Source organism: Nocardioides mesophilus, assembly GCF_014395785.1.
GTDB classification, from domain to species: domain Bacteria; phylum Actinomycetota; class Actinomycetes; order Propionibacteriales; family Nocardioidaceae; genus Nocardioides_B; species Nocardioides_B mesophilus.
On sequence record NZ_CP060713.1, the window covers coordinates 2773798 to 2791484 of the forward strand.

The following is a 17687-nucleotide window of genomic DNA, read 5'->3' on the forward strand; positions in this document are numbered from 1 at the left end:
CGAGTCCCCTCAGCCCACGTCGAAGGCGTCGATGTCGAGGCTGCTGGAGGTCAGCCCGTGGGCGGTTCCGTCGAAGTAGACCGACCAGGTGCCCGCACCGGAGCCGACCACGTCCTCGTCCTGCACGGTGCCTAGTCCCGGGATCGTCACGTCGGTGGCGAAGGAGGCGTAGAAGTGCGTCGCGTCCACCCGGACGAACCCGTCCACGTTAGCGGCGCTCGGCAGCTTCGCGACCGAGGCGTCCCAGACCCGGGCGAAGGTGCTCCCGTCCCAGGAGTAGATGTCCGCGTCGTCGGCCGTCCCGCCCACCCCGGGGACCTTCACCGAGCCGACCGTCGAGAAGGACAACGTGCCGCCGTCGACCGAGATCGCGTCCAGGTCCTGCCCGCTCGAGGTCAGGCCCCGAGCCGTCCCGTCGAAGTACACCGACCAGGTGCCCGCGCTGAAGCTGAGCACGTCCTCGTCCTGCACCGTGCCGAGCCCCGGGACCGTCACGTCGCCGGAGAAGGAGACGAAGAAGTGGGTCGGGTCGACCAGGTCGAGCCCGTCCACGTTCGCTGCGCCGGGCAGCTTCGCGAGCGAGGCGTCGAAGGTGCGGGCGTACGACGAGCCGTCCCAGCGGTAGAGGTCCGCGTCGTCGGCGGTCCCACCCGCCCCGGGCGGGTTCGCGTTGCCCAGGGTCGAGAACGTGAGCCCCGGCGGCGGTGGTGGCGGCGGCGGCGCGGTCACCTGGAGGGTGCCGTCGGCGGTGCGGGTGAGCCCGCCGCCGGTGGCGGTCACGGTGAACCCGTAGGTCCCCGCGGTGGCTGCTGCGGTCGGGACGAGGGTGAGGGTGCTGGTGCCGCTGCCCCCGGTGAGCAGGCGGGGGGTCAGGGTCACGGTGGCCACCGAGGTGGCCGGTCCGGTGACGCTCAGGTCGACGTCGGCGGTGAAGCCGTTGGCGCCGGTGGTCTGCACCTGCCAGGAGGCGGTGGCGCCGGGGTCGGCCGATCCGGTGACCGTGGTGAGCGTGAGGCCGAGGTCCGCCGCCGGCGTTGGCGGCGGGGGAGGCGGCGCCAGCCCGGCGGCGTAGGCCGCGGCGGCGTCCAGCATGCCGTGACCGTAGACCTCGTCCACGCCGGCGACGCCGCGGTCGGCCGCGGTCCCGGTGATCAGCGCCTGCTGCTGGTCCGCGGAGAGGGCCGGCGACTCCGCCAGCAGCAGGGCGAGGACCCCGGCCGCGTGGGGCGCGGCGACCGAGGTCCCGGACAGGTACTGGTACAGGCCGTAGCGGTCGGCGGTCAGCACGTTGCCTCCCGGCGCGACCAGGTCGGGGAAGGCACGAGTCCGGCCGCCGCAGGTGGACGGGCCGCGGCTGCTCGACGACATCACGAGACCGGTGGCGGAGACCGCCCCGACCGAGAGCGACTCGGGGTAGTTGGCCGGGCTGACGCTGCTCGAGGTGGTCGAGCCGAAGTTGCCCGCCGGGAAGACCGGTAGGATGCCGGCGCTGCGCAACGCCTGGACGTCGGGTTGGAAGGTCAGGTCGCAGCCGGGGCCGGTCCCCAGCGACCAGGAGGCGTCCACCACGCGCGGTGCGTCCGCGGTGTTCGGGTCGGCGTCGGGGTCCAGCAGCCACTGGAAGGCGCGGTGGACGGCGCTGACCGTGGACCTCCCGGCGTCGTCGAAGACCCGCGCCGCTATCCAGGTCGCTCCGGGGGCGGTCCCGATCGCGGTCCCGCTGGTGCTGCCGCCGACCATGACCCCGGTGACCCCGGTGCCGTGGCCCATCAGGTCGGTCGGGGTCGTGGGGTGCTGGGCGTAGGGGTCGAACCAGCTGTTCGTGCCGCCACGCCAGGAGCCGGCGAGGTCGGGGTGGGTGACGTCGACGCCGCTGTCGAGGGTGGCCACCACGATCCCCGCGCCCGTGTCGCCGGAGGACCAGACCTCGGGGGAGCGGATGCTGACCTGGTTGGCCGAGGCAGTCTCGGCGGGAGTCAGCGTGACCGCGTCCGGCACGACGGAGGCGACCTCCGGTCGGGCGGCGACCTGGGCGACGACGTCGGCGGTGGCGGTCAGCACGAGGCTGTTGGAGATCCACAGGCGGTCGCGGACCTCGGCCTCCCCTCGGGCGGTGGCGGCGGACAGGGACCGGATCAGCGGGGCCTGGTCGCGGTCGGCGGTCTGCCGGAGCCTCTCCACCACCGCGCGCAGTCGATTCTTGCGCGGGCCGCTGACGGTGCTGAGGTCCGCACCGTGGGCGAGGGTGACCACCACGGTGCTGGTGACCGGCGAGCGGCCCGGCGCACGGGCCGGTGCCGCCGACGCCGAGCCGACGGTGGCCAGGGCGGCGGGGCAGACGACCGCCAGGGCGACGGCCGCCCCGGCGAGCCGGCGGATGCACATCCTCATAGCAGGCTCTCCTCTCGCGGTGCCGGTTCGGGCAGCGTGACGGGCGTACGGTCGAGTGCCGCGGCGGCTGCAGCGGCTGCGGTGGGTCGGCTCCTCCGGCGCAGCACGAGCAAGGTCAGGGCCAGCAGCGCGAGCAGCAGCGCGGCCAACGCCGAGCTGACCACCTCGAAGGGTCCGCCGTGGGCGGCTGCCCGCGGCTCCACGGTCCACGAGCTCGAGGTGACGGTGTCGGAGGCGTTGGTGCGGTGCATGTGCACGGTGGCGGTCCAGGTGCCCGCTCCGGGCTCCGCCACGGTCCCCTCGTAGCGGTCCGGACCGGTCAGGGCCAGCGGGACCAGCACGTGACCGGTCGGCCCGCTGAGGTCGACGTCGACCGCGGTCACCGGAGCGGGGTCGGGCCGGACGATGGCGCGGAGCCTCACGATGAGCCGGCCGGTGCCCGGACCGCCGGGCACCTCCTCGAAGGTGACGAAGAGCCCGTCCGCGCGCTCGACGTGCACCGTCGTCGGGCGACGGGCGTCCAGGTCCTCCCGGGAGGTCGCGGTCGAGGTGACCACGGCGGCCAGCGCCACGGCCAGGCCGAGCAGCGCGGCCTCCGCGGTCACCGTCCAGGCGAAGCGTCGGGGGGAACCGAGACCGAGGCGTCGCACGGCGGCGTACGGCAGGCGACCGCCCACCCGGGCGGCGAGACCCGGGTGGACGACCGCGGTGTTGATCCCGGCGAGTCCGAACGCCACCACCATCAGCACCGTCTTGGCGGCGATGCCGGCGCCGTACACGGTCGTGGTGACCGCGCCGAGGTCGGGCAGGTGGTGACCGGCTTCGACCAGGCCGGTGGCCAGCAGGACCACCGTGGAGACCGCCGCCAGCGGGCTGTACGCGCGCCAGACCGGGCCGAGCAGACGACCGCGCTCGCCCGGGGCGTGGCGCAGCGCCGGGACCAGGCACCAGGCGAGGACGCCCAGCCCGCCTGCCCACACTCCGGCCGCCCACAGGTGGGCCACGGCGGCGACGCCCACCAGGGTGGCGCCGCTCGCCAGGGTCGCGGCGTGCCCGGCCCACGCCTCGCACCCGGCCACGACGGTCAGTGCGAGCAGTGCCACGACGGCCGACCGCCGCGGTCGGGAGAGCCTCCTGCGCCAGACGACCACGGCCACCACGGCCACGGTCAGCGCGACCTGCCGGGCCAGCCAGAAGCGGCCCGCCGGAGTCTCGGTCAGGACCAGCCAGGTCTGGTTCCACCACAGGCCAAGCCCCAGCGTCGCGTCGAAGGTGCGCACCAGAGACGTGAGCACCCCGGCGTACCACGCGGCGAGCACCGCGAGCAGGGCGATCGTGCGAGCCCGGCGGCGCACCCGGTCGCCGAGCGTACGGAGGACCCGGTCGCCCACGGTCAGTGCGCCGATGGCGGCCAGCAGGGCGGTCAGGTCCACCCACCTCACGAGGACGAGCGCAGTGGGGGGGATCTGCGGGCCGCGTGAGGTGGGTGGAGCAGGGCGGAGACCAGCACCGAAGAGCAGGGTCCCGCTGGTGGTGTGGCCGTCGTCGAGGGAGAAGACCCGCCAGTCGAGCTGGTAGGTGTTGCGCTCGAGGGGGGCGGTCTCGATCTCGATGACGGTGGTGGCCCCTTGACCCGACACGGTGGTCGGCACGAGGGAGCCGTCCTGGGTGCGGAGCACGAAGGAGCTGGAGGCAGCGGCGACGGACTCGCCGAACCACAGGGTCAGCGTGGTGCGTCCCACCGGGACGACGGCCCCGTCGAGCGGGTCGGAGCGTTGCAGCTCGCTGTGCGCCTGGGCGGCGGAGGGCACCAGAAGGGCCAGCAGGAGCGCGACCAGGAGCACCGCTGCCCCCCGCAGCGCCCCCTTGCCGCGCCCGTGGGTCATCCCTGCATCTCCAGGTGCTCCAGGCGTGCGTCTCCGATGATCAGGGTGACCTCGTCGCCCTTGTGCAGCGCGGTCTCGGCGTTGGCCATGAGGAAGAAGTACGTGCCGCCCAGCTGCAGCTCGGTGCCGTGGTGGTGGGGCGGCGTCGACATGACCAGGGTCCGTCCGGTCTCCTCCGACACCAGCGCGGGGGACAGGTCCGGGTCGTGGACCAGTGGTGCGGCCTTGTCCGGGTCGACGACCTGGTAGCGCAGCTCGACGAGCCCGCCGGCGGCGGTGATCGCCAGGAGGTCGATGTCGATGCCGTAGCGCGCCGCCATCCCGTCGGCGGTCACCAGCGTGGTGCCGTTGCGGACGTCGGAGGCGCGGTGCACCCGCCAGGCCTGGATGCCGCAGCCGACCGCGACCAGGCTCAGCACGGCGGCCAGGACGACCAGCCGGCGCCGGATGCGTCGGCCGGCCTTGGCGGGAGGTGGTGCGGGGGCCTCGGGGGCCAGGGTGTCAGTGGTCATGGTTGCTTCCTCGTCAGAGTCCGGACCGGACCGGGCCGTGAGCCGGCCCGGTCCCGTCCGGGGATGGTTCAGGGCAGGTCGAACGCGTCGATGTCGCTGTTGTTGTCCGTCAAGCCCTTGCCGGTGCCGTCGAAGTAGACCGACCAGGTGCCGGCGTTGTAGGCGACCACGTCCTCGTCCTGCACGTTCCCCAGTCCGGCCAGCGTGCCGGTGGTGGTCGGGCTGAACGAGAGGTAGAAGTGCGTGGCGTCGATGAACACGAGCCCGTCGACGTCGGAGTTGGGCATGCTGTACGGCGCCTGCGAGGCGTCGACCACCCGCGTGGAGCTCCCGGTGACACCCGTTCCGTCGAACCGGTAGATGTCGTTGGCGGCTCCTCCCGCCCCGGTCACGCCGGTCGGGCGCGTCGTACCGTTCACCGAGTAGTAGAGCTTGCCACCGGCCACGCTGATCGCGTCGACGTCGACGCTTCCGCCGAGCCCGTTGGTGGACCCGTCGAAGACCATCGTGTAGGTGCCGGTCGCGGGGTTGAACGACACGACGTCCTCGTCCTGGACCGTGAGGCCGCCACCCAGGTTGGTGGAGGTGTTGCTGAAGGAGAGGTAGACGTGGGTGGCATCCACGACTGCGTAGCCGTCCACGTTGGCCGGCCCCGAGAACACCGTGCCGACCATCGACGAGCCGTTCCACCGGTAGACGTTGTTGGCGTTCCGTCCGGAGGCGTCGTTGCCCAGCGTGGAGAAGGAGAGCGGCGCGGTCACCGTGACGGTGGCGTTGACGGTCGCACTCCAGTTGCCGGCCGCGTCCTTGACCCGGACCTTGACCGTGGTGCTGCCCTCGGGGAGCACCGAGGTGTCGAGCGTGCCCGTCACCGTCCACGGGCCCGACCCGCTGACCGTCATCGCCGTGCCCTTGCCGGCACCGGGGTCGGCGCCGCGGAAGAACTCACCGGCGACGACGGAGGTGCCGTCGGTGCCGGTGGCGGTGATGGTCGCCGTCCGGGCGCCCTGGGTGGGCGACGGGACGGCCGCCGCGTTGCTCACCGTGGGGTTGACCTTGTCGACGACCAGGGTGGTGGTCGACAGGGCTCCCCAGTTGCCGGCCGCGTCCTTGGCCCGCACCGAGATGGTGTGGTTGCCGTTGCTCAGGGCGCGGACGGTGGCCAGCGGGATGTCCGCGTACCCACCCTCGACCGGGTCGCTGAAGGAGCCGTCGACGGCCCGCAGCGGAACGCCGGTGCCGGCGGCGCCGACGTTGTCGATGAACATCTCCGCACCCGCGATCGGGCTCTGGACGAAGTTGGACTCCGGGTCGCTGAGCTGCGTGGCGTTGAGACGGATCGAGCTGGTGCCGTTGCTGTACGGCACGTTGCCGTTGCTCGGGTTGGGGCTCACCGCCAGGGCGTCGCCGTCGGTGACCACGGGACCGGTGGTGTCGACCGCCAGGGTCGCGGTGACCGCCGCGCCCCAGTTGCCCTCGGCATCCTGGGTGTGGATGTACACCGAGTGGCCGCCTTCGGCGAGGGCGTTGACCTCGGTCTGCCCGAGGGTGCCGTCCACGGCGGCCACCGGAGCGGCCTGGGAAACGGTCATCGCCACGCCCGCGCCGTCGGCGCCCAGCGTGTCGACGAAGTACTCGCCCGCGACGATGTTCGTGTTCCCCGAGGCGGAGTCGTCGCCGGTGGCGCTGACGTGGACCGCACCGCCGTCGTGCCTGACCAGCTGCGGGGTCAGCATCGGCCCCGAGGTGGTCGGACCACCGGCGTCGGCGCCGGTGACCAGCACCGAGCTGAGCGGTCCCCAGTTCCCGGCTGCGTCCTGGGCGCGGACGTAGAGCACGTGCTGTCCGTCCGGGACGTTGTACGCCGCGGTCGCGTCCTCGGTGGGGGAGGCTCCGGCGACCATCGGGAGGCCGGTGCCACCGACGTCGTCGAGGTAGTACTCGACCGCCGCGATGCCGCTCCCGCCGCGCTCGCTGTCGTCCACGTGGGCCGACAGGGTCCCGCCGAGGAAGGCGACCTGGCTGGTCACCGGTCCGGTGCTGTCACCGGTGACCCCCGAGCCCGGCACGTCGACCGTGGTGAGCATGCCGCCCACGCGGGCCGCGGTGCGGTTGGTCAGTCCCAGGCTCGCCTCGTAGACGCTCAGGCTGGTGTCCTGGGCTGCGGCAGCCGGAACCTTGACCAGGGCGTCGGCGGACTCGCCGGGGCCCGAACGTCTGCGCGACGTAGGTGCGGGGGAAGTCCAGCTTGTTGCCATCCGTCCCGACCACCGTCTGCGAGGCTCCGAGGACCCCCATCGAGTGGTAGTTGACGCCGGCGTTCACGTAGCGCAGGAGGACGGTGTGCCCACCAGCACTCGGGATCGCGGTGGTGTCGGGGTAGGCCTTGCCGTTGATCAGGGAGTAGCGCGGGACGTACCTGCGCATGTCGAACGTCGCCGGGGAGGCCTTGGTGTTCAGCGCCGGGTCGATCTCGCTGAGCACGAGGACCGCCTCGTCGTCGTACGCCGAGCCGGCGTCGTAGGCCTGGCCGGGCGCGGGCCGGACCACGAGCGCTCCGTGCAGGCCCATCGCGGTCTGGTACTGCGTGCCCGTGCCGGCGGTGTCGGCCGGGCCGGACTTCAGGACCGGTCCAGCCTCGTAGAGGAAGGTGCCGGGGTGCGAGGCGGTGAAGGTGTACGTCCGGGTGCCGGTGCTCGCGTCGGCCCCGGTGCGGTCCAGGGGCAGCTGCTGCCCCTGGAAGAACAGCGCGGTCTTGACGCCGAGCGTGTTGTGCAGCGTCACGGTCACCGTGTCGCCCTGGTCCACCTCGATCGTCGGGCCACCGGGGGCGGTGACGTTGCCGCCGTTTGGTTCTCCCGCCCTTCACTTGCAGTCGTAGTGGCCGGGCGGATCGATCCGCATGTACGTGATCGGGCCGGTCATGTTGGCGCCCCACGAGGTGATCTGGAAGAGGGCGTGGTTGTGGCTGATGATGTAGTACTCACCGCACTGGTTGAGGGTGGGCGTTCCGGTCGGGAGCGTCTCCTGGCGGCCCAGGTAGGGGCTGCCGCTGTAGAAGGTCCCGATGAACGAGTTCGCCAGGTTGGGCGTCGTGACGGGCACCGGGTTGGCGGCGCTGTAGTCCTCCGCGTCGTGCCAGGAGAACCGCACGTCCCAGGTCTGGCCGGGGCCGATGTTGATGTCGAACTTCTCCATCGACAGGTCCTCGCCGGTCGGGCCGGTGAGCGGGTGCCCGTCGCGACCGATCACGAGACCGTTGTTGCCGTGCGGGTGGAACGGGTAGTCCTCGGTGCCGACGTTGAGGTAGCGCGCCAGCGACGGCTCGTTCGGCATGATCTCCGCCAGCGCCCCGTACGGCTGGGACGGGAGCCAGGAGGCACCGTTGTCGGCGATGCTGTCGGGGAAGCCGCGGCCGTTGATCAACCAGTAGCGCGGGTGGTAGTTGTCGATGTTGAAGGACTGGCCCTGCTCGACCCGCTGGTGCTGGTAGGGGTCGATCTCCGAGAGCAGCACCATGAACTCGCGGTCCGGGGTGAAGTCGCTGTTCGCGGAGTCGTAGGCCTGGTGGGGCTGGCCGGCCGGTCGCACGATCAGCGCCCCGAACAGGCCCATCCGCACCTGCTTCTCGGGGTTGGTGCCCGACTCGTAGAGGTAGGTGCCCGGGTTCGCGGCGGTGAAGCTGTAGGTCACGGTCCCGGTGCTCGCGGCGGCCGTGGTGCTCAGCGACGTCACCTTCCCGCTGCTGCGCACGGGAGTCGACGCGATGCCGTCGGCGAGCACGCCCTCCTGCCCGGGGAACACGATCGAGGTCGGGTCCGGCAGCGTGTTGTGCAGGATGACCGTGACCTCGTCGCCGGCCTCCACGCAGAGGACGGGGCCGGGGTGCTGGAACGCGTCGAAGCCGTGGGAGTAGCCCCACATGAACGCGGTGTTGCCGTCGGGGAGGCTGATGTAGCCCGTTCGCGTGGTCAGGTTGAAGATCGGCTTCCCGGCGACGCCACCGTCGCTGGGGGTGCACACGATGCCGACCTTGGGGACGTCGGCGGCGGACGCCGTCGTCTGCGGGGTGAGGGCCGCGGTGGTGACCCCCATGGTGGCGACCGCGAGCAGCGCGGCTGCGCGTCGGCCTCCGAGTCGTGCCTTCAGTGAGGCGGTGAGCGTGCTCATGGTCAGACCCCCAAGTCGTTCGGGTAGGCCTGGGCGTGGACCGTGCCGGTCGGGTAGACCCGGACCTCGGTGGCCTGTCCGCCGAACCCGCCTGGCGCCAGGTTGTTGGACCGCAGCAAGTTGCGGTTGTAGAGCATGTAGGTGTCGTACGGCGTGCCGCCGGCGTGCGCCGGGGCTGTGAAGAGCACGTCGTAGCTCTCGCCGGGGCCCATGTTGAGGGTCTCGGTCTCGTACGACGTGTCCGTCCCGTCGCGACCCCGCATCGGCGTCGCGTCCCGGCCGACCACCCGCATCGGGATCCCCGAGAGGGTCATCGCCGACTCCCGGAAGCCGAGGTTGGCGAACCGCAGTGCCACCCGGTCGCCCGCGTTGCAGGTGACCAGGGACGAGTGCGGCTGGTACTTCAGGTCCGGTCGCCCCGCCGGGGCGATCAGGTCGCCGTCCGGCGCGACCACCTGGTGGAACGGGTCGATCGACCCGTTCGGCGCGAGGGTGTCGGGGTAGACCCGACCGTTGAGCAGCGCGAAGTCCGCGTGGTAGTCGCTCCACTCCGGCAGCTGGATGTGGGCGTCGGCCCAGTGCGCCTCGGCCCACACCTCCGAGCAGAACATCGCGAACTCCCGGTCGAACTGCGTGGAACGCTCGGGCGGTGTGCCGGCCGGGTCGTTGTAGAGGTAGTTGTCGCCCTTGAGCGGCCGGACGAAGACGAGCCCGGTCATGCCCATGTGCACGTGCTCCACGTCCTCGACGTGGCAGTGGTACATGTAGGTCCCTGGGTCCCGGGGGCGGTAGACGTAGGTCATCGACCGCCCGGCGGGCACGGACACCGACCCGCTCGGCTCGCCGTCGAAGAACGGGATCACGTTGCGGAAGCCGTGCCAGTGCAGGGTGTGGGCGTCGAACAGGTCCGGGCGCAGCTGGAGGCCGAGGTTGGTCAGCTGGACCTTGAAGTCGACCGGCTGGGCGGGGTCGAACTGCCTGGCCCAGAACAGCGGCGCCGAGTGCTGGGCGTGGTACTTCTGGGCCTGGGCCTGGATGTCGGTGAGGCCGGTCAGGTTGCGGAACCCGAAGATGTACGTCGTCAGGCCCGGAGGAGCCAGCGGATCCGGGTGGAACGGTGCGATCGCCGGGGTGGGCGGCAGGTGGATCCAGCCGTCGGTCCCACCGAGGTAGAGGTCCGGCGCCCCGAGCGCGGCCTCGGCCGGCTCGGGGAACAGGCTCTTGCCTGCCCAGGCGACGGAGCCGAGTGCCGCGGCCCCCCCGGTCAGCCGCAGGAACCTGCGGCGGTCCAGTCGGATCTGTTCCATGCTCTTTCCCCCTGCCGTCCGGATCTGGCCGGTCGTCTCTTCGTTGGTCATTGCTCTCACCTGGTTCTTCTGGACCGAGCGGGGTCTCACGGGATGTCGAACGCGTCGACGTCGGCTCCGGCGGCGGTCAGCCCGTGGGCTGTGCCGTCGAAGTAGCTGGACCAGGTGCCGCCGTTGTTGAGCACGACGTCCTCGTCCTGGACCGCTCCCAGGCCGGGCAGGGTGGTGTCCGGCCGGAAGGAGAGGTAGAAGTGCGTTGCGTCGACCCGGACGTAGCCGTCCACGTTGGCCGCGCTGGGCACCCCGTTCGCCGTCGCGTCCCACACCCGGGTGAAGACCGCGGTGTCGGCGGGGGCGGTGACGTCGACCGAGTAGATGTCGGCGTCGTCGGCAGTGCCGGTGACCCGCCGCGGGTTGGTGTTCCCTGCGGTGGAGAAGTACAGCGTGTTGCCGGAGACACTGATCGCGTCGATGTCCTGGGCAGCTGCGGTGAGGCCTCGGCTCGTGGCGTCGAACCACACCGACCAGGTCCCGTTGTCGTAGAGGATGACGTCCTCGTCCTGCACCGTCCCGAGGCCGGGCACCGACGTGTTGCCCGCGAACGAGGCGTAGAAGTGCGTCGCGTCGATCCGGTCGTAGCCGTCCAGGTTGGCACCGGCCGGGAGCCGGCTGGCCACGGGCAGGGCGGTCACGTCCAGCTCACGGGTCGTGGTGGTCCCGTCGAAGGAGTACAGGTCGGCGTCGTCGGCGGTCCCCGTGACCCCGTCCGGGTTGACGTCGCCCAGGGTGGAGAAGACCACGCGCCCCTTGCCGTCGCCGGTCGGGCCCGGCGGCGGGTCGACCGGGGGCGGGGTGACCGCCGCTCCGGGCAGCGAGAACGCGTCGATGTCCTGGTTGTTGCTGGTCAGGCCGGCGGCGGTGCCGTCGAACCAGACCGACCAGGTGTCCGCGGCGAGCTCCACGATGTCCTCGTCCTGGACTGACCCGGCGCCGGTGAGCGTCGTGTCGACCGAGAAGGAGGCGAGGAGGTGCGTGGCGTCGGTGTAGACGAGCGAGTCGAGGTTCGCCGTGCCCGCCACCGTGACCACCCGGGCGACGGTGTTGGCGCCGGTCCAGGCGTAGACGTCGTTGACGTCACCGCTCAGGTTGGTGCGCAACGCGGTCGTGGAGTTGACGGAGAAGTACAGGCTGCCGTTGACCACGCTGATCGCGTCGAGGTCGATGCCGGTGCTGAGGCCGCGGGCGCTGGCGTCGAAGAACATCGACCAGGTTCCGTTGTCGAACTCCGCCACGTCCTCGTCGGCCACGGCCAGGTCGGGCCCGGGCCGCGCGATCGTGATGTTGGCGTCGAAGGACACGTAGAAGTGGTTGTCGTTCACCATGCTCAGGCCGTCGATGTTGACCCCGAAGAGCGGCAGTCCCAGGTCGGCCACCTGAGCCTTGTGGCGGCTGAATGAGCCGTTGTAGCGCAGGACGTCTCCAGGAAGCGCAGGGATGGGGGCGAAGCTGAGCCCGGCCGTCGAGAAGAAGAAGTCCTTCGCCGGTGGGGGCGGGGGCGGGGTGCCCCCCTTGGTGGAGCCGAACTCGTCCGAGCCGGCGTCGATGCCGCCGAGCGCAGGGCGCACCTCGTCGTCGATGTCGGTGGCGGGCGCGTTCACCAGGGTGGCTCCTGCACCCGTGCTGGCGACGCCCAGGTTGCAGGCCGGCGACGTGCACGTGGTCCCGGTGCCTGCGAGGTGGTAGTCACCGAGCTGGTTGGCAGGAACCTCCGCGGCCACCAGGGTGGCGTCGACGAAGGCGGGGTTCTGACGCCAGGTCGCGAAGGCCACCGAGGTGTCGTAGGTCGACACGACCCCGGGGTTCGTCGTGCTGTTGCTGGCATCCGTGGCGTACGCGTGCTGGGCGGCGTCCTGCTGGATCACCGAGCTGAGGGGGCTCAGCAAGGCGGTCCCGTCGGCCAGCCCGACGTCCCAGTGGTCCACGGCGCTGCTGTCCCCGGCCAGCCCGATACCGGTCACGGTGGTGCCGGCGCGGGTGCCGGCGCGGTTGTCCCAGAGGATGTTGTTGAACATCACCGGGTCGCTGTAGGGCTTCGCGCCGGCTGGCAGGGTGCCCTGCAGCTGGTCGCTGTTGAGCGAGGTGGAGACACCAGCGGGTGCCGGGGCACCGTTCGAGGTCACCGCCGTCGCGGTCGTGGTGTTCTTCATGATCGTGTTGTTGACCAGGCGCACGTTCGGTGCGTCGTTGATGGCCACGCCTGCGCCCTCGTGGGTCGAGACGTTGTTCACGATCGTGTTGTCGACGACGTTCATGGTCGAGGCGCCGGACATCAGGAACCGGATGCCACCGCCGTCGTCGTTGGACAGGTTGCCCTGGATCAGGTTGTGCGTGATGTCCACCGCACCGGTGCCGGGAGACAGCACGGTCGGGTCGGCGGGGAGCGCTCCGGCGATCATGATGCCGGCGCCCTCGTCGTTGGAGTTGTTGAAGTAGATCCGGTTGTGGTGGATCTTCCCGCCGGGGCTGAGGCCGTAGACGCTCACTCCGGCGCCGTACTCCAGGGAGAAGTTGCCGCAGATGTCGTTGCCGGAGACCTCGTAGCCGTCGCTGCCGCCGAAGAGGCCGACTGCGCCCGCCAGGTTGGTGCCGGCGTTGGAGATGATCCGGTTGTCGGCGATCCGCACGCCCTCGTTGTGCTGGTTGGCGTCGACGCCGGCAAGGTCGGGGGTGCCGATCCGGATGGTGCCGTAGCCACCGCCGTTGTTCTCCACCACGTTGTTGGTGATCTGGAGGTTCTTGACGTAGGCGTTGGCGAAGACGGCGCCGCCCTGGGTGACGATGTTCGGCGGGAGTCCGGAAGGCTGACCGGTCAGCTCGTTGATGTTGCCCGGGAAGCCCTGCTGGTCACCGCCCCGGATGTCGAACCCGTCGATGGCGGCGTGGAAGGCGCCGCCGAACGAGCGGGCCCGGCCGGGCTGGTCGCCGTTCCCCGACGAGGCGAGGAGATAGATCGCCTCACCGTCGCTGACGGTCTGGTTGCCGTCCCAGGTGAGCCCGCCGACCTTGGCGTACCACGCGGTCGCCAGGTCGGTGTCCCCACCGAACGCACCGGCGTCCAGCACGGTGCCTGCCACGTAGGTGTTGCCCTGGAAGCCACCCGAGCCGACGCCCTGGAGCTTGACCGGGGAGGCCATGACGAGGTTCTCGTAGTAGGCGCCCCGCGGGTTGGCGGCGGTGGCGTTGTTCGGGTAGACCACGACCAGGTTCCCGGCCGAGCCGTTGTTGGCGTAGGCGGCGTCGAGCGCCGCCTGGATGGTGGCGTACTGGTTGGCTCCGGTCCTGCCGGGTCCGACCTCGCGGACGGTGGGGCTGTAGCCCGCACCGAGCACGTGGAAGGTCAGGCCGTTCACGGTCTCCTCACCGTTGTCGGCGGTGACCTTGAGCGTGTGGGCTCCCGGGACCGTGCCGGCGGGGACGGTGACCTGGAGGGTGGTGCTGCTCCAGGCGGTGGTGGGCAGAGCGGTCCCGTCGAGCGTGACCTCACCGGTGCCCTTGGCCGAACCGAATCCCGTGCCCTCGATGGTGAACGAACCGGAGCCGTCCACGTAGGGCTTGGAGACCGCGAACAGCTGCGGGACGACCGGATCGACCGGGCAGGAGACGGCCATGCCGAGGCCGGTGGTGGGGCTGGTCAGGATCGCACCCACCTGGGTCGGGGCCAGGTCGGTGGGGATCGTCACTCCGGGCATCGCCTCGAACTCGGTGGCGATGGTGCGGTAGCGCGGGTTGTAGTTGGCGTTCAGGGCCCCGGGGACTCCCGGGTCGTTGCCCACGAACCGGTACATCCCGGTGCACACACCCGAGGGCGTGGGGCAGCTGATGTGGTCGGTCGACGGCAGCAGGGTCTCGTAGTAGCCGTTGAAGTCGGACTCCACGGTCTGCACCAGGCGGTTGTTGAAGTCGTAGATACCGACCGGGGCGAACGGGATGCCCGGCTTCTCGCCGTACAGCGTGCTGCGCGGGTCGGTGCCGTAGTTGATGTCGTCCACGATGAGACCGAACAGGCGCGACGGGATCGGCACGTCGGTGAACAGGTTGAACATCGGCACGATGGACTTGCCGTTGTTGAGCGAGACCAGCTTGGTGTCGCACAGCGGCTTGACCTGGCCCTCGTACGGCGAGCCGCCGATGTCGACGAAGGTCGGGTTGTCGACCGGGGTCGAGGCGGGCACGGTCACGCCGACCGGCAGATCGTTGCTGACGCCGCCGTCGCCGATCACCTGGGGATAGCCGTCCTCGACGGCTCCGCCCGCGAGCTGGGCCGCGGCAACCTCGGTGACGATCCCCGTGCCGTCGGACGCACCGGTGTCGGCGACCGAGAGGAGTCCCGATGCGCTGGCATCGGCCAGGACCGCAGACCTGACGTCGCCGGCCGTGGACGTGACCGCGCCGCTGCTGTCCGTCGCGAGGCCGACCACGACGTCGTTGCCCGTGACCGTGACGCTGAGGGGCGTGTCGGCCCCGGCGGCGACGAGCGCGACCGTGACGTCGTTGCCGGTCGGTCCGGCGGATGCGGCGGTCCAGGTCAGCGCGTTGTTGTCCGCCACGGTGCCGGTCTTCAGGGACGCCGCGGTGGGCGCTCCGCCGGCGACGTCGACGGTGTGCAGCGCACCCGCGCAGGCCGGCGGTGGGACCTGCGGGACGATCTGGTCGCCGTGCGCGATGTTGATGTCCTCCTCGCCGGTCACGTTGTACATCGGGTGGCCGGTCAGGTCGTCGGGGATGTCCACGGAGACCAGGTAGTCACCCGAACCGAGAGCGTCGAAGGGCACGGCGTTGCCGTTGGCGTCGTTGCAGGTGGGGTTGGCCGGGTCGGTGGCGTCGAGGGTGCCCTTGAAGCAGCCGTCGCCGAAGCCGTAGTTGCCGTCGACCGCTGCACCGAAGTTGGCGTCCGGGGTGCCCTGGTCGGTGGCGTAGGGGCCGTACTGAACGCTCTGCAGGATCGCCGAGATGCACTCGCCGTCGGTCTCCTGGTTGGGCGCCAGCACGTCCTCGTCGAAGTTGGCGGGGTCGTCGGCCCGGTGGACCAGGGGCTTGCCGTCCACGTCCCGCGCGGTGCAGCCGGTGGGCCGGCTCCAGTGCTCCGAGACGTAGGTGTTGAGCAGCTTGCCCTTGGCGTAGGAGCCGTCGGACGCCAGCTCGTAGTAGCCGTCGGCGTCACAGGGCGCGTCGGCGTGCGTGCCGCAGTCGACCGGCGCGTGCAGCTCGACCGGGAGGTCGGAGATGCCGGGCTGCCAGTCCTCCGCGGCGGCGTAGCGCGGGTCGAGCTCGTTGCGGGTCGTGTCGTAGCTCAGCGAGCCGACGATGCCGCCGTTGCGCGGGTCGATGCCGTTGGTGCCGGTGGCGTCGTACGCGTGCACGCCCCAGTCCATCGTCCCGCTCAGACCGATCATGTTCAGCGTGCTGACGTCCACCCCGGCCCCTTCACGGTGGTCGGGGTCTTCTGGTTGTCGGCCTGGTAGGTCACGCCGGTGGTGTAGAAGGAGTCGTTGTAGGCCTCCATCACCGTCCACGCGGCGAGCGGGTAGGCGCCCTCGAAGGAGTAGTAGCCGGTGGCGTCGGTGGTCGCCGTGGTCGAGCCACGGTCCATCAGCGAGTTGTCCTGCTTGCGGAGCGTCAGGGTGAAGTTCGGGATGCCCTTCTCGCCGGAGTCCTTCGTGCCGTTGCGGTTGGCGTCGTTGAAGACGTAGCCGTCGAGCTTGGTCCACCAGCCCATCAGGGGGAGCTGGCCCATCTTGACCGCCTCACCGTTCCTCACGGTGACGTTGACCAGGTTGAGGATGTAGTTCTGCGGCTCGTCCCACCAGGTCAGCGAGTAGTCGCCGTCCGGAACGTTGGGGATGGTGAAGCTGCCGTCGGCGTTGCCGCGGCCGACCCACTTGGCCCGGTCCCCGTCGTTGAGGTCGGCGAGCGAGAGCACGGGGTGGGGGATGGGCTTGTCGGTCTTGGAGCCGGTCATCCCGTTGAAGAAGTTGATGTCGCCGCCCTTGGGGGGCGTGTACTGCTTCACGCCGACCACGACGCCGCTGATCGAGCCCGAGCCGCTGCCGAGAGCGTTCTTGGGCTTGACGAAGCCGAACTGCGGGGTGGGCACCGGCTCGCCGGCCAGCGTGAACTCGGTGTCGTAGCCGGTGGCGCCCTCCATCATCCAGGTGTCGAAGTCGTGGTTGCCCTCGAGCGTGGTGGTCTGGATCCAGTCCTGACCGTCCGGCGGCTGGGCGGTGGTGGTGTAGCGGTTCGAGCCGAGGTGCGGGATGGTCAGCATGCCGGTGCTGTCGCTGAAGCACTTGCCGCCGACGGTCTTGACGACCGGCGCGCCGTCGGCGTCCAGGGAGCCGGCGGGGATGACGTGGGTGTCGGGGTCCTCGCCCTCGTAGACCGTGCAGAGCGGGTTGCCGTAGACGTCGGTGGTGACCTCGCCGAGGGTGTCGTTGATGTGCCCCTGGAAGCCGGCGAGACCGTCCTCGCTGTTGTCGATGGCGCTGTTGGTGGTCGCCTCGTCCTGGAAGACGAAGGCCCGGAGGGTGGCGTCGGGCAGCGGGTCCGGCTGGACCTCGACGACGACCGGGTCGGTGGTCGTGAACGGCACTGTGAAGTGCGCGCCGTCCAGCTTGTAGCCGTCGGCCAGCACCGAGATGAGGTACTTGCCGTCGGGCAGGTCGAGACCGTCGGCCAGGTCGGCCTCCGTGCCCTGGGCGATGATCGGGGCGGTGGTGTGCGGCAGCTCCCGGATCGAGGGCCACTTGCAGTCGGCCGGGTAGCCGGGGGTCGAGGCGGAGCAGGCGCCGGACGGGGCGCGCTGCGCCGTGGAGCCGGTGTTGTCCGCGTTGATCAGGAACTTGTACGCCGTCACCGGGTCGCCCTCGCGGACACCGGTGCCGCCCAGTGCGCGCGGCTCCGTCCGGGCGCTCTGGACCTGCACGCGCAGGGTGCTGCTGGGCGCCGCGCTCGCCTGGGGCGGCGGCAGCATCACCAGCAGGGCGGCGGCGAGGGCGAGGACCACGGCACTCGCCGTCACACGCCGCTGCGTGTCCGGCGGCGCTGCGGCCGCCGTCCCCCGTCCCCCCGGGCCACCCTCGGTGGCCACCCTCGACGCATCGATCCACTGTCCGCGCATGTGCCTCACTCCTCGCCGATCGGGCACTGTCGGGACAAGAGTCGGCCTGGTGGGACGCCGAAGCCGTTGTATGACGGACTGGTCATCTGGCCGTCATGGAAGCCACCCCGACGTCGGGGGCCCGTGACGCAGCGGGGTGCCATGATGGAGCGAGGGCTTCCCTCGCCCGGGCGGTCCGGCGGAGCAGAGGACGCGCCGGCGGCGGTGGCCAGGGTAGGCTGGGGGCCCGACATGGCCCTCCGAC

At 71.1% G+C, this 17687-nt stretch carries 9 protein-coding genes; all 9 read right to left on the minus strand.

What is annotated here, in order from left to right:
* Positions 1-9: 9 nt before the first annotated feature.
* The 9 genes from H9L09_RS13425 to H9L09_RS13465 all read right to left on the minus strand — a co-directional run bounded on the left by H9L09_RS13425 (position 10) and on the right by H9L09_RS13465 (position 17344).
* A complete protein-coding gene (locus tag H9L09_RS13425; protein ID WP_187577408.1) occupies positions 10-2391 on the minus strand; it encodes a S8 family serine peptidase in 2382 nt (793 codons plus the stop codon).
* A complete protein-coding gene (locus H9L09_RS13430) occupies positions 2388-4277 on the minus strand; it encodes a copper resistance CopC/CopD family protein (RefSeq protein WP_187577409.1) in 1890 nt (629 codons plus the stop codon). Before H9L09_RS13430 ends, H9L09_RS13425 begins: the two co-directional genes overlap by 4 nt.
* Entirely contained in the window at positions 4274-4789 is a 516-nt protein-coding gene (locus H9L09_RS13435) for a hypothetical protein (protein WP_187577410.1), read from the minus strand. Before H9L09_RS13435 ends, H9L09_RS13430 begins: the two co-directional genes overlap by 4 nt.
* A 68-nt stretch (positions 4790-4857) precedes the next feature.
* On the minus strand, positions 4858-6876 hold the full coding sequence (locus tag H9L09_RS13440; RefSeq protein ID WP_187577411.1) for a hypothetical protein: 2019 nt from the start codon (positions 6874-6876) through the stop codon (positions 4858-4860).
* Positions 6833-7597: a hypothetical protein gene (locus H9L09_RS13445; protein WP_187577412.1), complete on the minus strand. Its 765-nt coding sequence runs from the start codon at positions 7595-7597 to the stop codon at positions 6833-6835. The genes H9L09_RS13440 and H9L09_RS13445 overlap by 44 nt, the downstream gene beginning before the upstream one ends.
* A gap of 57 nt (positions 7598-7654) precedes the next feature.
* Complete coding sequence (locus tag H9L09_RS13450; RefSeq protein WP_187577413.1) at positions 7655-8959, minus strand: multicopper oxidase domain-containing protein; 1305 nt, start codon at positions 8957-8959, stop codon at positions 7655-7657.
* 2 nt (positions 8960-8961) lie between these two features.
* Positions 8962-10266, minus strand: a complete 1305-nt coding sequence (locus H9L09_RS13455) for a multicopper oxidase domain-containing protein (RefSeq protein WP_187577414.1) — start codon at positions 10264-10266, stop codon at positions 8962-8964.
* 86 nt (positions 10267-10352) lie between these two features.
* Positions 10353-15740 carry a beta strand repeat-containing protein gene (locus H9L09_RS13460; RefSeq protein WP_187577415.1) on the minus strand — a complete coding sequence of 1796 codons (5388 nt, stop codon included), beginning with the start codon at positions 15738-15740 and terminating at the stop codon, positions 10353-10355.
* Positions 15722-17344 (minus strand): SdrD B-like domain-containing protein, encoded by a 1623-nt coding sequence (locus H9L09_RS13465; RefSeq protein ID WP_187577416.1) that lies wholly within the window; start codon positions 17342-17344, stop codon positions 15722-15724. The genes H9L09_RS13460 and H9L09_RS13465 overlap by 19 nt, the downstream gene beginning before the upstream one ends.
* Positions 17345-17687 lie beyond the last annotated feature (343 nt).

Bases quoted from the DNA above. Each gene is read 5' to 3' on its own strand.
- H9L09_RS13440 (WP_187577411.1), bottom strand. From the start codon at position 6,876: ATGCTCACCACGGTCGACGTGCCGGGCTCGGGGGTCACCGGTGACAGC.
- H9L09_RS13455 (WP_187577414.1), bottom strand. From the start codon at position 10,266: ATGGAACAGATCCGACTGGACCGCCGCAGGTTCCTGCGGCTGACCGGG.
- H9L09_RS13450 (WP_187577413.1), bottom strand. From the start codon at position 8,959: ATGAGCACGCTCACCGCCTCACTGAAGGCACGACTCGGAGGCCGACGC.
- H9L09_RS13430 (WP_187577409.1), bottom strand. From the start codon at position 4,277: ATGACCCACGGGCGCGGCAAGGGGGCGCTGCGGGGGGCAGCGGTGCTC.
- H9L09_RS13425 (WP_187577408.1), bottom strand. From the start codon at position 2,391: ATGAGGATGTGCATCCGCCGGCTCGCCGGGGCGGCCGTCGCCCTGGCG.
- H9L09_RS13435 (WP_187577410.1), bottom strand. From the start codon at position 4,789: ATGACCACTGACACCCTGGCCCCCGAGGCCCCCGCACCACCTCCCGCC.